General features: G+C 70.0%; 13 protein-coding genes (1 of these 13 cut by a window edge). 6 read left to right on the plus strand and 7 right to left on the minus strand.

Annotation, left to right across the window (positions count from 1 at the left end; all coding sequences use genetic code 11):
• On the minus strand, window positions 1-925 hold the beginning of the coding sequence (gene clpB / locus ACQW02_RS17380; protein ID WP_431281167.1) for an ATP-dependent chaperone ClpB. The gene continues 1,676 nt to the left of window position 1, outside the view; only the first 925 of its 2,601 coding nucleotides appear in the window; it begins with the start codon at window positions 923-925; its stop codon lies beyond the left edge, outside the window.
• Window positions 926-1,041: 116 nt separating this feature from the next.
• Here clpB and ACQW02_RS17385 point away from each other — a divergent pair, with 116 nt between their 5' ends.
• Window positions 1,042-1,797 carry an MOSC domain-containing protein gene (locus ACQW02_RS17385; RefSeq protein WP_431281168.1) on the plus strand — a complete coding sequence of 252 codons (756 nt, stop codon included), beginning with the start codon at window positions 1,042-1,044 and terminating at the stop codon, window positions 1,795-1,797.
• An 11-nt stretch (window positions 1,798-1,808) separates the two neighbouring features.
• On the opposite strand, the gene ACQW02_RS17390 is transcribed toward ACQW02_RS17385, so the two are convergent.
• From ACQW02_RS17390 to ubiG, 5 genes are all read right to left on the minus strand, one after another.
• Entirely contained in the window at window positions 1,809-2,360 is a 552-nt protein-coding gene (locus ACQW02_RS17390; RefSeq protein WP_431281169.1) for a DUF4167 domain-containing protein, read from the minus strand.
• Window positions 2,361-2,624: 264 nt separating this feature from the next.
• A complete protein-coding gene (gene prmC / locus ACQW02_RS17395) occupies window positions 2,625-3,485 on the minus strand; it encodes a peptide chain release factor N(5)-glutamine methyltransferase (protein ID WP_431281170.1) in 861 nt (286 codons plus the stop codon).
• Window positions 3,482-4,537 (minus strand): peptide chain release factor 1, encoded by a 1,056-nt coding sequence (gene prfA, locus ACQW02_RS17400; RefSeq protein ID WP_431281171.1) that lies wholly within the window; start codon window positions 4,535-4,537, stop codon window positions 3,482-3,484. Before prfA ends, prmC begins: the two co-directional genes overlap by 4 nt.
• On the minus strand, window positions 4,534-5,772 hold the full coding sequence (gene hisS / locus ACQW02_RS17405; protein WP_431281172.1) for a histidine--tRNA ligase: 1,239 nt from the start codon (window positions 5,770-5,772) through the stop codon (window positions 4,534-4,536). The genes prfA and hisS overlap by 4 nt, the downstream gene beginning before the upstream one ends.
• A gap of 42 nt (window positions 5,773-5,814) precedes the next feature.
• Window positions 5,815-6,531: a bifunctional 2-polyprenyl-6-hydroxyphenol methylase/3-demethylubiquinol 3-O-methyltransferase UbiG gene (gene ubiG / locus ACQW02_RS17410; protein WP_431281173.1), complete on the minus strand. Its 717-nt coding sequence runs from the start codon at window positions 6,529-6,531 to the stop codon at window positions 5,815-5,817.
• 107 nt (window positions 6,532-6,638) lie between these two features.
• On the opposite strand from ubiG, the gene ACQW02_RS17415 reads away from it, so the two are divergent.
• The 4 genes from ACQW02_RS17415 (at window position 6,639) to ispG (ending at window position 11,285) form a co-directional block, all read left to right on the plus strand.
• Window positions 6,639-7,883: an aspartate kinase gene (locus ACQW02_RS17415; RefSeq protein ID WP_431281174.1), complete on the plus strand. Its 1,245-nt coding sequence runs from the start codon at window positions 6,639-6,641 to the stop codon at window positions 7,881-7,883.
• Window positions 7,883-8,947 carry an NAD(P)H-dependent flavin oxidoreductase gene (locus ACQW02_RS17420; protein ID WP_431281175.1) on the plus strand — a complete coding sequence of 355 codons (1,065 nt, stop codon included), beginning with the start codon at window positions 7,883-7,885 and terminating at the stop codon, window positions 8,945-8,947. Before ACQW02_RS17415 ends, ACQW02_RS17420 begins: the two co-directional genes overlap by 1 nt.
• Before the next feature lie 63 nt (window positions 8,948-9,010).
• Window positions 9,011-10,057: a helix-turn-helix domain-containing protein gene (locus tag ACQW02_RS17425; RefSeq protein ID WP_431281176.1), complete on the plus strand. Its 1,047-nt coding sequence runs from the start codon at window positions 9,011-9,013 to the stop codon at window positions 10,055-10,057.
• A gap of 103 nt (window positions 10,058-10,160) precedes the next feature.
• Entirely contained in the window at window positions 10,161-11,285 is a 1,125-nt protein-coding gene (gene ispG, locus ACQW02_RS17430) for a flavodoxin-dependent (E)-4-hydroxy-3-methylbut-2-enyl-diphosphate synthase (RefSeq protein WP_431281177.1), read from the plus strand.
• A 4-nt stretch (window positions 11,286-11,289) separates the two neighbouring features.
• Here ispG and ACQW02_RS17435 read toward each other — a convergent pair whose 3' ends face one another.
• Window positions 11,290-12,456: a multidrug effflux MFS transporter gene (locus ACQW02_RS17435; RefSeq protein WP_431281178.1), complete on the minus strand. Its 1,167-nt coding sequence runs from the start codon at window positions 12,454-12,456 to the stop codon at window positions 11,290-11,292.
• A 219-nt stretch (window positions 12,457-12,675) separates the two neighbouring features.
• Between ACQW02_RS17435 and ACQW02_RS17440 the strand changes: the two genes are divergently transcribed.
• Entirely contained in the window at window positions 12,676-13,530 is an 855-nt protein-coding gene (locus tag ACQW02_RS17440; RefSeq protein WP_431281179.1) for a transporter substrate-binding domain-containing protein, read from the plus strand.
• The last annotated feature ends 2 nt before the right edge of the window (window positions 13,531-13,532 follow it).

Raw genomic sequence — 13,532 nt, forward strand, 5'->3', positions numbered from 1 at the left:
CGCCGCGCGCCAGGGCGGGCTTCAGCAGGTTGGACGCATCCATCGCGCCATCCGCCTTGCCCGCGCCGACCAGCGTGTGCATCTCGTCGATGAACAGGATCACGCCTTCCTTGGCGCCCTCTATCTCGGTCAGCACGGCCTTCAGCCGTTCCTCGAACTCGCCGCGGAATTTTGCGCCGGCGACCAGGGCGCCGAGATCCAGCGCCAGGACCTGCTTGCCCTTCAGCGCCTCCGGCACATCGCCGTTCACCACGCGCAGGGCCAGGCCTTCGACGATCGCGGTCTTGCCGACGCCGGGTTCGCCAATCAGCACCGGGTTGTTCTTGGTGCGCCGGGCCAGGACCTGGATCGCGCGGCGGATTTCCTCGTCGCGCCCGATCACGGGGTCAAGCTTGCCCTCCCGCGCCGCGGCGGTCAGGTCGCGGGCGTATTTCTTCAGCGCGTCGAAACTGGCTTCGGCCCCGGCGCTATCCACTTTGCGACCCTTGCGCAGGTCGGCGACCGCGGCCTCCAGCCGCTGCGGATCGGCGCCCGCGGCGCGCAACGCGCGCCCGGTCGGGCCGTCGGCGGCGGCCAGCGCCACCAGCAGGCGATCCTGGGCGACAAAGCTGTCACCGGCCTTCTGGGCCGATTGCTGGGCGGCATCGAGCACGCGCACCAGGTCGGGCGTGATCTGCGGCTGGGCATTGGCGCCACCGCCGCTGACCTTGGGGATCTTTGCGATTTCGGCGTCCACCGCCTGCTTGGCACGGGCGGGATCGCCCCCGGCCGCCTTGATCAGGCCGGAGGCAGCGCCCTCCGGGTCGTCAAGCAGCGCCTTCAGCAGGTGCTCCGGCTGGAGCCGCTGGTGGAATTCGCGGATGGCGATGGTGGACGCCGCCTGCAGGAAGCCGCGAGACCGTTCGGTAAATTGTTCAATGTCCATGTTCTGTCCCTCTGTGAGGCAACCAGCACGAACCACCCCTGAATAGGCGAAGGCCCCTGCGCTGTCGGGATTTCATCTGGTAAGGGAACGAGGTCGGTTTCAAGGGGAGACGAAGGGTGCGGATCGAGCATGTGTATCGCTACCCGGTGAAGGGGCTTTCGGCCGAGGCGCTGGAGGAGGTCCATGTCGACCCGGGCGAGACCTTCCCCCACGATCGCCGCTTCGCACTGGCGCAGGGCGACGCCCCCTTCGACACCGCGGCCCCGGCCTTCCTGCCCAAGCAGAATTTTGCTTGCCTGATGGCCAATGCGCGGGTCGCGCTGGTGCGTTCGGCCTTCGACCCGCGCCGGGGCACCTTGACGCTCCAGGCCCCCGGCCACGCGCCGCTGATCGCCCCCACGGACACGGCAGATGGCCGGGCCGCGCTGGGCGCATGGCTGGCGGCGTTCCTGGGCGAGGAAGCCCGCGGCACGCCCCGCTTCGTCGAGGCCCCCGGCCATGCCTTCACCGATCAGCGCCGCAAGGGCGTCTCGCTGATCAACCTGGCCAGCCTGCATGCGCTGGAGGCCGCCATCGGCCGGCCGCTCGACCCGCTGCGCTTCCGCGCCAACATCTATTTTTCAGGGCTGCCGGCCTGGGCCGAGTTCGATTGGGTCGGCAAGCGCATCCAATGCGGCGGCGCGACCCTGGAAGTGTTCAAGCGCACCGTGCGCTGCCCGGCGACGCAGGTCGATCTGCAGACCGGAATCCGCGACGCCGACGTACCCAAGCTGCTGCGCGAACATTTTGGCCACGCCGACCTCGGCGTGCATGCCGTCGTGGTCGAAGGCGGGCGGATCGCGCTGGGCGACGCGATCGAACCCTTGCCTTAAGCGGCCGGGCGTCAGCCCTGGCCGCGCGCTTCCGCCTGGTCGTCGCCGTCCTGGGCCTGGCCGTTCCCCTGGGCCATCACCTCGGGCGCGCCCAGGTTCTGGATCGCCGGGTTCTGGTCGGGGCCAGGCTGATACGGCTGGTTCTGGTCGTCCTGGTAAGTCTGGTCGCCCGGCTGTTCCGGCCCATTGCGCCAGCGGCCCTGCTGCTGCGGCGCTGCCTGCTGGTGCTGGCCCGAGGCATGGGGCGCCGCGGCCTGCGCCATGGCGTTCAGGATGCGGAAGTAATGTTCGGCGTGCTGGAAGTAGGATTCCGCCATGACCCGGTCACCGGCGCCAGTCGCGTCGCGGCCGACCTGGAGGTATTTTTCGAACAACTGCTGCGCCGTGCCGCGCATCCGCATATCGGGGCCGCTGCTGTCGAAGACATGGTTCCGGTTCAGGGGTTGCTGCCCGCCACCGCCCTGGCCCGCATGCCGATAGGCACCGCCCCCGCCGCCGCCGCCACCGCCGCTGCCACCACCCCCGCCATGGCGATTGCCGCCACGGCCGCGCATGCGCTTCATGTTCATCGTTATCTTGTTCGCCGTTCCGTGCCCGTCAGCATCGGCACGCTTCGCGCATGCCAGTGATCGGGACTTTATTGGGTGGTCGTCTCGCGGCCCGCTGGACTGAACCGAACCAGCACGGCCAGGGACGGGATGATTTTGGCGGAACCCAAAGGTTCCGACCAGCCCGGGCATCTGGCCAGCTTGGCTGCCTTACGGCCGCGTCCTGCAATCTATCGGCAGAGCGCCCTGTCAGCAAACGGTTTCTTGGCCCCGGGGCCGTCACGCCAGGCGAAGCCCCAGCGCCCGGTCGTGCCCGCCCAGGTCCGGGCGCGCCCCGATCGGGCGCAACCCGGCCTTGATGGCAATCGCTTCGACCGCCTGGCGCTGCCCTGCGCCGAGTTCGAGCACCGCGACTCCGCCCGGCGACAGCAGCGCCGGCAGCGCGGCACAGACGGCCCGATAGGCGTCCAGCCCATCTGCCCCGCCGTCCAAGGCCGAAGCGGGCTCGAATCGCGCGACCTCCGGCATCAGCCCGGGCAGGTCTGCGCTCTCTATATAAGGTGGATTGCACAAGATCAGGTCGAAACGTCCCGCCAGCGGGGCCGCCCAGTCGGCGCAGACGAAAGCCGCCCGTCCCGCCAGCCCATTCGCCGCCGCATTCGCCGCCGCCAGCGCCACTGCCGCGGCCACGCGATCGGTCCCGACACCCCAGGCGGCCGGGCATTCCGCCAGGACCGCCAGCAGCAAGGCCCCGGTGCCGGTGCCCAGGTCCAGCACCCTGGCGGGGTCCGGCGCCTCGGCCAGCGCCATTTCGACCAGCGATTCGCTGTCCGGACGCGGGATCAGGGTCGCGGGTGAAACGCCGAGGTCCAAGGTCCAGAACCCCTGCCGCCCCAGCAGGTGCGCCATCGGCTCGGCGGCCAGGCGCCGCCGCAGCAAGTCACCGAACGCTGCTGCCGCTTCGGCCGGGACCGGCGCACGGGGATCGCGCAACAGCGCGTCGGGCGCGCAGCCCATGGCATGGGCCAGCAGCGCCCTTGCTTCCCCCCTGGGATTATCCGCCCCGGCGCCGCGCAGCACCTGCCCCGCCTGGCACAGAAAGGCCCCGACCGACCCACCCGGATCGGCGCAGGCGGTCACAGCCCCTCGGCCGCCAGGCGCGATGCCTGGTCCTCTGCGGTCAGCGCATCGATGATCTCGTCCAACTCGCCCAGCATCACCCGTTCGATCTTGTGCAGGGTGAAGCCGATGCGGTGGTCGGTGACCCGTCCCTGCGGAAAATTGTAGGTGCGGATGCGTTCGCTGCGGTCACCGGTGCCGATCTGGCCCTTGCGGTCGGCGGCGCGGGCCGAATCCAGCGTGTTGCGCTGCGCCTCATACATCCGCGCCCGCAGGATCTTCATCGCCTTGGCGCGGTTCTTGTGCTGGCTCCGCTCCTCCTGCATCGCCACCACGATGCCGGTCGGCAGATGGGTGATGCGGACGGCGCTATCCGTCTTGTTCACATGCTGCCCGCCGGCGCCCGAGGCGCGGTAGGTGTCGATCCGCAGGTCGCTGTCATTGACCTGCACATCCACCTCCTCAGCCTCCGGCAGCACGGCCACCGTCACGGTCGAGGTATGAATGCGGCCCTGCGTTTCCGTGGAGGGCACCCGCTGCACGCGATGCACGCCGCTTTCGTATTTCAGCCTCGCAAAAACGCCGCGGCCGGCGACTTCGGCGGTCGCGCCCTTCAGCCCGCCAAGATCGCTTTCGTCGAATTCCAGCACCTCGAACCGCCAGCCACGCGCTTCGGCGTAGCGTCGGTAGGCCCCAAAGAGTTCGGCGGCGAAAAGCCCGGCTTCGTCGCCACCAGCGGCGGGACGGATTTCCAGGATGGCGCTGCGTTCGTCGGCCGCATCCTTGGGCAGCAGCAGAAGCCGCACCTCGCGCTCAAGCGCCGGCAGGGTCTGCGAAATCTCGGCCAGATCGGCCTCGGCCAGTTCGCGCATCTCAGGGTCGGTCAGCATCGCCGTCGCCTCGTCCCGCGCGCGTTCGGCGGCGCGCAGGGCCTCGATGCGGGCGACGATGGGTTCGAGGTCGGCGAGTTCCTTCGACAGCACCCCCACCCGGGCGCCATCGGCGGTTTCCAGTGTGGCCGCGATCTCCTGCGACCGCGAGACCAGCCGGTCGAGTTTCTCGGCGAGGCTCATCCCAGCCGCGCGGCCAGGTCCGCGAGCGGCACCAGCGCCTGTTCGCCCGTGCCCAGGTCCTTCACCTGCGCGGTGCCGGCGGCGGCTTCTTCCTCGCCGATGATCACCGCGGCCCGGGCGCCGATCTTGTTCGCGCGTTCCATCCGGCGCTTCACATTGCCCTTGTAGGCGATCTCGGCGGCGATCCCGGCCCGCCGCAGATCCGACAGGACCCGCAGCGCCGTCCCTTGCACCGCATCGCCGACCGGGATCACAGCGACAGGCGCCGCGGGCTTCGCCCAGGCATCCAGCAACATGCCCAGCCGCTCCACGCCGGCCGCCCAGCCGACGGAGGGTGTCGGCGGCCCGCCCATTTCCTCGACCAGACCCTCGTAGCGGCCGCCGGCCATGACCGTGCCCTGCGCGCCAAGGCGGTCGGTGACGAATTCAAAGGCGGTGTGGCTGTAGTAGTCGAGGCCACGGACAATCCGCGGGTTTTCCCGGAACGGCACGCCGAAATCATCCAGGCCGCGCTTCACGCCGTTGTAGAAGTCGCGTGCCGCCATGGTCAGGTGGTCCTGGATGAGCGGCGCGCCGGCGACCAGTCTGCGGTCGCCCTCGTCCTTGCTGTCCAGGATGCGCAGCGGGTTCTTCTCCAGCCGCGTGCGGCTGTCGGGCGAAAGATCGGCCTCATGCGCCGAGAAATACGCGACCAGGGCGGCGCGATAGGCGTCGCGGCTATCCGCATCGCCCAGGGTATTGAGTTCCAGCATCACGCCCTCGGTCATCCCGAGCTCCTGCTGGATGTTCCAGCCGGCAGCGATGGCCTCGGCATCCGCCAGCGGTTCGGCCGCGCCCAGGATTTCGCAGCCGATCTGGTGGAACTGGCGGTAGCGGCCCTTTTGCGGGCGCTCGTAGCGGAACATCGGGCCTGCGTAGAACACCTTCCGGGGCAGGTTCGCCTGGGCCAAGCCGTTCGACACCAGCGCCCGGCAGACACCCGCGGTGTTCTCGGGCCGCAGGGTCACGCTGTCGCCGCCACGGTCGGTGAAGGAATACATCTCCTTCGACACCACATCCGAAGTATCGCCGAGGCCACGGGAAAACACCCGTGTGTCCTCAAAAATCGGGGTCACCCATTCCTCGAACCCATAGAGGGCCGCGATTCGGCGGGCGGTATCGATCACCGTCTGGTAGCGGGAAAAATCCTCGCCAATCAGGTCGCGGGTGCCTCGGACGGGTTGCAGCTTTTCCATGGCGCGGGCGTTAGCGCCGCCGGGACCTATGGGCAATGGGCATCAAGCCCGCGCGGCCATCATGTAGTTCACCGCGACATCCGTCCCGGTCCGGAAGCCGCCGGTCCGCGGGTCGGGCAACAGCCCCGCCACCTCGGCCGGCCGCAGGCCCGCCCCGCGCAGCAGGGTGCCCAATTCGGCCGGGGTTACGAACAGCTTCCAGTCATGCGTGCCCCGCGGCAGCAGGCGCAGCACGTATTCCGCCCCGGCGATGGCAAACAGCCAAGACCGCCGCGTCCGGTTCAAGGTGGAGAGCACCACCGTCCCCCCCGGCTTCACCAGGGCCGCAAGGGCCGCGCAAAAGGCCGGGCGCTGGTCGATGGGCACATGCTCGATCACCTCCAGCGCCAGCACCGCGTCGAAGCGGGCGCCGGTTTCGGCCAGGGTTTCGGGGGTGGTTTCGCGATAGTCCACTTCCAGCCCCGCCCCTGCCGCGTGGTCCCGGGCCGCCGCCAGGGCAGCGCCGGCGGCGTCGATGCCGGTCACCATGGCGCCCTTCTTGGCCAGTGCCTCGGCGGCCAGGCCGGCGCCGCAGCCCACGTCCAGGATATGGAGTCCTGTCAGCGACCCCAGCCGGGCCTCGATCCAGCCGATCCGGGCCGGGTTCATCCGGTGCAGCGGCGCCATGGGTCCCTTCGGGTCCCACCAGCGGTCGGCCAACGCGTCGAAGCGGCGAATCTCCCCCGGTTCGGCGGTATTTGGGGCGTTTGGTACGGACATGGGGCGGGCTCCGGTTGCGGTGCGGCACCGCGCTCGGTAGATGTCCCGCCCCCGCGCCGCGTGCAACAGGCTGGCGCAACCTGCCGGAAGAAGACCCCAACCCCCCGATGGCCCGTATCGTGATGAAGTTCGGCGGCACCTCCGTCGCCGACCTGGACCGTATCCGCAACGTCGCAGCGCGTGTCGCGCGCGAGGTGAAAGCCGGGCATGAGGTCGCCGTCGTGGTCTCGGCCATGTCCGGCGTCACCAACCAATTGGTCAAATGGTGCAGCGAGCTGTCGCCGCTGCACGACCAGGCCGAATACGATAACGTGGTCGCGACGGGCGAACAGGTGACCATCGGGCTGACCGCCATCGCCTTGCAGACCGTGGGCGTGCACGCCCGGTCCTGGCAGGGCTGGCAGGTGCCGATCCTGACCGATGCCGCCCATGGCAAGGCGCGGGTTGAGTCCATCGAGGGCGATCGCCTGATCGCCGCCATGCACGCCGGCCAGGTGCCGGTCGTGGCGGGGTTCCAGGGCGTCGGACCGGACGGGCGGGTCACGACCCTCGGCCGCGGCGGGTCGGATCTGTCGGCGGTGGCGCTGGCGGCGGCGGTCAAGGCCGACCGTTGCGACATCTACACGGATGTCGATGGCATCTACACCACCGACCCGCGCATGGTGCCGCGCGCGAAAAAGCTGGAACGCATCGCCTATGAGGAGATGCTGGAATTGGCGTCGGTGGGCGCCAAGGTATTGCAGACACGCAGCGTCGAACTGGCCATGAAGGCCCGCGTCCGCGTGCAGGTGTTGAGCAGTTTCGCGGACCTGCCCGGTTCGCTCGTTGTCGATGAGGATGAGATCGTGGAACAGCCCCTGGTGACCGGCGTGGCCTATTCGCGGGATGAAGCGAAGGTGACCCTGCGTCGCGTCCCCGACCGCCCCGGCATCGCCGCGGGTGTGTTCGGCCCCCTGGCCGAAGCCAATGTGAACGTGGACATGATCGTGCAGAACGTCGGTGCCGATAGCACCACCGACATGACCTTCACGGTCGGCCGCGCCGATTTGCCGCGCGCGCGGCAGGTGCTGGAGGACCATCGCGCCTCCATCGGCTACGAGGCGCTGCTGGCCGACCCCGCGGTCGCCAAGATCAGCATCGTCGGCATCGGCATGCGCAGCCATGCGGGCGTTGCCGCCACGATGTTCAGCACCTTGGCCGCCAAGGGCATCAACATCCAGGTCATCTCGACCAGTGAGATCAAGACCTCGGTGCTGGTGGGCGCGGATTACACCGAACTCGCGGTGCGGGCGCTGCACACGGCCTATGGGCTGGATGGCCCGGAACCCCCGGCCGCCGCGGAAGGCAAGTGATGGCCGAAGGCGCCGAGGCCCTGCTGCCGACCGACGTGCCTGCACCTGCCTATGCGGCGCTGGACCGGCTGATGGCGCGCGGCAGTGCCTTCTTCGGCTGCCGCTATGCGCTGATGGGCGGGGCGATGTCCTGGGTCAGCGAACGCAACCTGGTCGCGGCGCTGTCCAACGCCGGCGCCTTTGGCGTCATCGCCTGCGGGGCGATGGACCCGGCGCGGCTTGAGGCGGAGATCGCCGGCACCAAGGCGCTGACGCAAAAGCCGTTTGGCGTGAACCTGATCACCATGCATCCGCAGTTGCTGGACCTGGTGCAGGTCTGCCTGGCGGCGAATGTCACCCACATCGTCTTTGCCGGCGGCATCCCCCCCGGCCCGGCCTTGCGCGCGGCCAAGGATGGCGGGGCCAAGGTGGTCTGCTTCACCCCTGCCCTGGCCCTGGGCAAGAAGCTGGTGCGGTCCGGCGCCGATGCGCTGGTGATCGAGGGCAGCGAGGCTGGCGGCCACATCGGCCCGGTGTCGCTCAACGTGCTGGCGCAGGAAATCCTGCCGCATCTGCGCGACGTGCCGGTCTTCGTCGCGGGCGGCATCGGGCGGGGCGAGGCGATCCTCTCCTATCTGGAGATGGGGGCAGCCGGCGCGCAGCTTGGCACCCGCTTCGTCACCGCGACGGAAAGCATCGCCCATCCCCGCTTCAAGCAGGCCTTCATTCGCGGCAACGCACGCGATGCGGTGCCGACCCTGCAGATCGACGAGCGTTTCCCCGTCATCCCCGTGCGCGCCCTGGTGAACGAGGGCACCAAGCGCTTCATGGCGCATCAGGCCGCCATGCTGGCCAAGTTCCAGTCGGGCGAACTGACCAAGGAAGCCGCCCAGTTGGAGATCGAACATTTTTGGGCCGGCGCGCTGCGCCGCGCCGTGATCGACGGCGATGTGGAAAGCGGCAGCGTCATGGCCGGGCAGAGTGTCGGCATGGTGACCCGCGAAGCCCCCGCCGCCGAGATCGTGGCCGAGTTGATCGGCCAGGCCGCGGCGGCGCTGGCCGCCCGCATGGCGACCGCCGCGTGACCTTTGTCGCAGCGCAGCACGCAGCGTTTGCCGCCCGTCGCCGGGCAGGCTAGGGAAGCGTCCGTGGCAATCGACCTGAAGCGCTCTTCGCGACCCGATCCTCATGCCGGCGAGGCTGCCCGCGTCGGCGAGGAGTTGCGCGATGCCCGAGTTTCCCTCGGTGTCTCCCTGGAGGAGACCGCGGAACAACTGCGCATCAACAAGCGCTACCTGACCGCGCTTGAAGAAGGCCGCGTGCGCGACCTGCCTGGCGCCGCCTACGCGACCGGCTTCGTGCGCACCTATGCGACCGCGATGGGGCTCGATGCCGATGAGCTGGTGCGTCGCTTCCGCGATGGCGCCGGTTCGGCGGCGCGCAGCGGTAATGACCTGGTCTTCCCCGAACCGGTGCCTGAACGTGGCGTGCCGGCGGGTGCGGTGATCCTGGTCGGCGCGGTGCTGGTGATCGGCGCCTATGTCGGCTGGTATCAATGGAGCGGGTCCGGCAACCGCACGGTCGATGCCGTGCCGCCACTGCCCGCGCGCCTGGAGGAAACCGCCCGCCAAGGTGCGCAATTGCCCGCCCTGCCGCCGGCCGGCCCCGGTGGCATTCCCGCACCGGCCGCAGGCGCGCAAGCACCCGGCGCCGCCACCTCGGCAACGGCCGGGGCGCGCCCCGCGGCGGGGCAACCGCCCGTGCCGGCTGCCGGCCGGCCAGGCCAGCCAGCCCCCACCGCCGCCACGCCGCCGCCCGTCGCCGCCCCGCTGCCGGCCGGCACGCTGGTGCCGAGCGGTCCGGCCGCCGTGCCCGCGCCAGCCGCGACGGCGACACCACCCGCCCCCGCCGCGACCGCAGCGGCCCGCATCAACCTGCGGGCGCAGGAAGAAGCCTGGGTCCAGATCCGTGACCCTCGCAGTGGCCAAGTCCTGATGAACCGTGTCCTGCGCGCCGGCGAGACCTTCCAGGTGCCGCCCGGCGAGGGCCTGTTGCTGACGACCGGGCGTGCCCAATCGCTCGAAGTCGTGGTGGACGGCCAGCCGTCGCAGGTCCTGGCCGGGCGCGTCGGCGTGGTGCGCGACGTGGCACTGACGCCGGACACGCTGCGCGCCGCACGCCCGCCGGCACGCTGAGGTTTGGGGGCGTTCCCCCTGCCCTTCTTCCAACACCGGTCCGGTGGCATATTCGGCTGATACTCGGCCCAGGACCGGGGCCCAAGACCGGAGCCGTGACGTCATGTCCTACCGTCCGTACCAGCAGATCCTCCGCCGCAAGTCGCGCCAGATCATGGTCGGCCGTGTCCCGGTGGGCGGCGATGCGCCGATCACCGTCCAGACCATGACCAACACGCCGACCGAGGATGCGGCGGCGACCATCGCGCAGATCCGCCTGTCGGAACTGGCCGGCGTGGATATCGTCCGCGTCTCCTGCCCCACTGAGGAGTCCACCGCCGCGCTAGCCGAGATCGTGCGCGAGGTGAACGTCCCGATCGTCGCCGATATCCATTTCCACTACCGCCGCGCGATCGAGGCCGCCCGGGCCGGGGCCGCCTGCCTGCGGATCAACCCGGGCAATATCGGCAGCAAGGACCGCGTGAAGGAGGTCGTGCAGGCCGCCCGCGACCATGGCTGTTCGATCCGTATCGGGGTGAACGCCGGGTCGCTGGAAAAGCACCTGCTGGAGAAATACGGCGAACCCAACCCCGAGGCGCTGGTCGAATCCGCCCTGTGGCACGCCGCCCATCTGCAGGACCTGGATTTCCACGAGTTCAAGATCAGCGTGAAGGCCTCTGACGTGTTCCTGGCCGTCGCGGCTTATCAGCAGCTTGCGGAGGTCTGCGACCACCCGCTGCACATCGGCATCACCGAGGCTGGCGGCAAACGCGCCGGCACGGTGAAAAGCGCGATCGGGCTGGGCTCGCTGCTCTGGGCCGGGATCGGCGACACCTTGCGGGTGTCCCTGTCGGCGGAGCCCGAGGAAGAGGTCCATGTCGGCTGGGAGATGCTGAAATCCCTTGGGATTCGGCACCGGGGCGTGAAGATCATCTCCTGCCCATCCTGCGCGCGGCAGGGTTTCGACGTGATCCGCACGGTCGCGACCCTGGAGGACCGGCTGTCGCATATCGAGACGCCGGTCACGCTGTCGATCATCGGCTGCGTGGTGAACGGGCCTGGTGAGGCGCTGATGACCGACATCGGGCTGACCGGCGGCGGTGCCGGGACGCACATGATCTACGGCATGGGCAAGACCAGCCACACGATCCGCACCGAGGAGATGGTGGACCACATCGTGTCGCTGGTCGAAGCCCGGGTCGCCCGTATCGAGGCGGCCAAGGCGGCGGAAGCATTGGCCGCGGAGTAACGGCTCAGCCGCCCCGCCGCACGACCACCTGCAGAATGCCCAGCGCCGTCAGGGCGCATCCGGCCATCACCGCCCCCAGCGCCGGCAGCCCCCAGACGCCGACCAGCGCGGTGGCAACCGCGCCCCACAGCGCGCCGCCCAGGAATTGCGTCGCCCCGCCAAGCGCCGCCGCAACCCCGGCCATGGTGCCGAAGGGCTGCAAGGCCGCCGCCGTCGCATTCGGCGACACCAGGCCGATCGTGAAGGTATTGGCAAGCAGCAGCGGCATCAGCGCCCATAGCGACGGCGAGTCCCAGGCCGACAACAGCAGCACGCCGCTGGATGCGACCACCGACATCATCAGCCCGAACCGCAGCGCGACACCCCCCGGCACGCCCCGGCTGGCCAGGCGCCGGTTCGCCGCGGCCCCGCCCATCACGCCAAGCGCCGTCATGGCAAAGAGCGCGCCATAGACGCTGCCCGACACCCCGAAGCCGACCATCAGCACCAGCGGCGACGCCGCCACCCAGGCGAAGACCGCGCCGAAGCAGAAGGCGTTGATCAGCGCATAGAGCGGGCTGGTGCGGTGCCGCAGCCAGCGCAGGTGGTTCGACAACAGTCGCGCGGCGTCCAGCGCCGTCGGGTCGCGCCGCCCGTTGCTTTCCCGGAAGGCGAAGGCGACAGCGACGCACAGCCCCGCCCCGGCCGTCGCCAGGACGCCGAACACCGCACGCCAGCCAAAGCCCGCCAGCACCTGCGCCCCGATCGCGGGGGCCACGACCGGCGCGATGGACAGCACCATGGAGATGCCGGACAGGCGCATCCGCGCCTCGGCCCCCTCGAACAGGTCGCGCACGGTGGCGAAGACCATGACCACGGCCGCCCCGGCCCCGGCGCCCTGGATGGCGCGCCAGGCCAGTAGTGCCTCCAACCCGCCCGACAGCGCGCAGCCGAGCCCGGCCAGGCCAAAGACCGCGGTCCCGGCCAGCAGCACCGGGCGCCGCCCGAACCGGTCGCTGACCGGCCCCGCGACGATCTGCGCCAAGGCAAACCCCAGCATGAACAGCGACAGCACCAGCCCCATCCGCGCCGCCGGCACCCCAAGGGCCAGCGCGATGGTCCCATGCGCCGGCAGCCCCATGTCGATGGCCAGCGGGGGCAAGGCGGCAAGACCGCCAAGCAGGACGGTCATCAGGGGCGCACGTGAATCGAGGGGCATGCGGCGGAACATCGCAGACCGCCCCGGCCAGGCAAGGCGGGACGGATGATGTTTTGTGCGGCACAGCATGCCCGCCTGCCCAAGCCAGCGGCGCCCCCAGGCCGCGGGGCAGGCAGGCTGCTCCCGCCGCCCCCTTCCTGCGAGGAGCGGGGTCGGGCAGGGTGCGATCAAATTCAGAAAGGTATGCCAGCCATGCTCACCCTGCCCCGCCTTGCAGCCCTGCTGGCCCTCGCGGCCGGTCCTGCCCTGGCCCAAGCACCGGCCCCCGCCGCCCAACCGCCGCTGCGCTGCGCGGTGGATGGCACCTTCGCCCCCCACGCTTTCCCGCGGCTGGAAGGCGGCGTTCAGGGCTTCAACATCGACCTGTTCCGCGAAGCCGCGCGCCGCATGGGGCGTGACATCGTGATCGACAGCGCCTCCTTCTCCGGCTTGGTCCCGGCGATGAACGCGGGGCGGTACGACTTCCTGTGCGCGCCCGTGACGGCGACCGCCGAACGCGCGGAAAACATGCTGTTCACCGAGGGCTACCTGTTCACCGCCTTCCAGTTCGGCATTCGCCGCGGATCGGCGCCGATCACGAGCCTGGCGGACCTGCGCGGCAAGGTGATCAGCGTGAACAAGGGCAGCGCCTATGACGCCTGGGCCGCCGCCAATGCCGAACGCTACGGCTTCACCGTGCAGGCCTATGACACCCAGACCGATGCGGTCCAGGCCGTGGTGTCGGGCCGTGCCTATGCCAACCTCGGCGGCAACACGGTGGTCCGTTACGCCGCGACCCGTACGCCGCAATTCGTCGCGGACTTCGTGATCACCGATACGCGAGCGCATTGGTCGGCACCGCTGCGCCGGGACAATGTCGCGATGCAGGTGGCGTTGGAAAACGCGCTGGAATGCATGAAGAAGGACGGCACCATCGCGCGCCTGTCGCAGCAATGGTTCGGCACCACGCCGGCGGCGGATGACGCGGAGAACACCGTCTTCCCGGGCACCGGCGTCCCGGGGCTGGCCGGCTATGACGCGACGCCGCGCGAACCGCGCTGCTCGTAAGC

The sequence above is a fragment of the Humitalea sp. 24SJ18S-53 genome, assembly GCF_050632385.1.
GTDB lineage: Bacteria > Pseudomonadota > Alphaproteobacteria > Acetobacterales > Acetobacteraceae > Humitalea.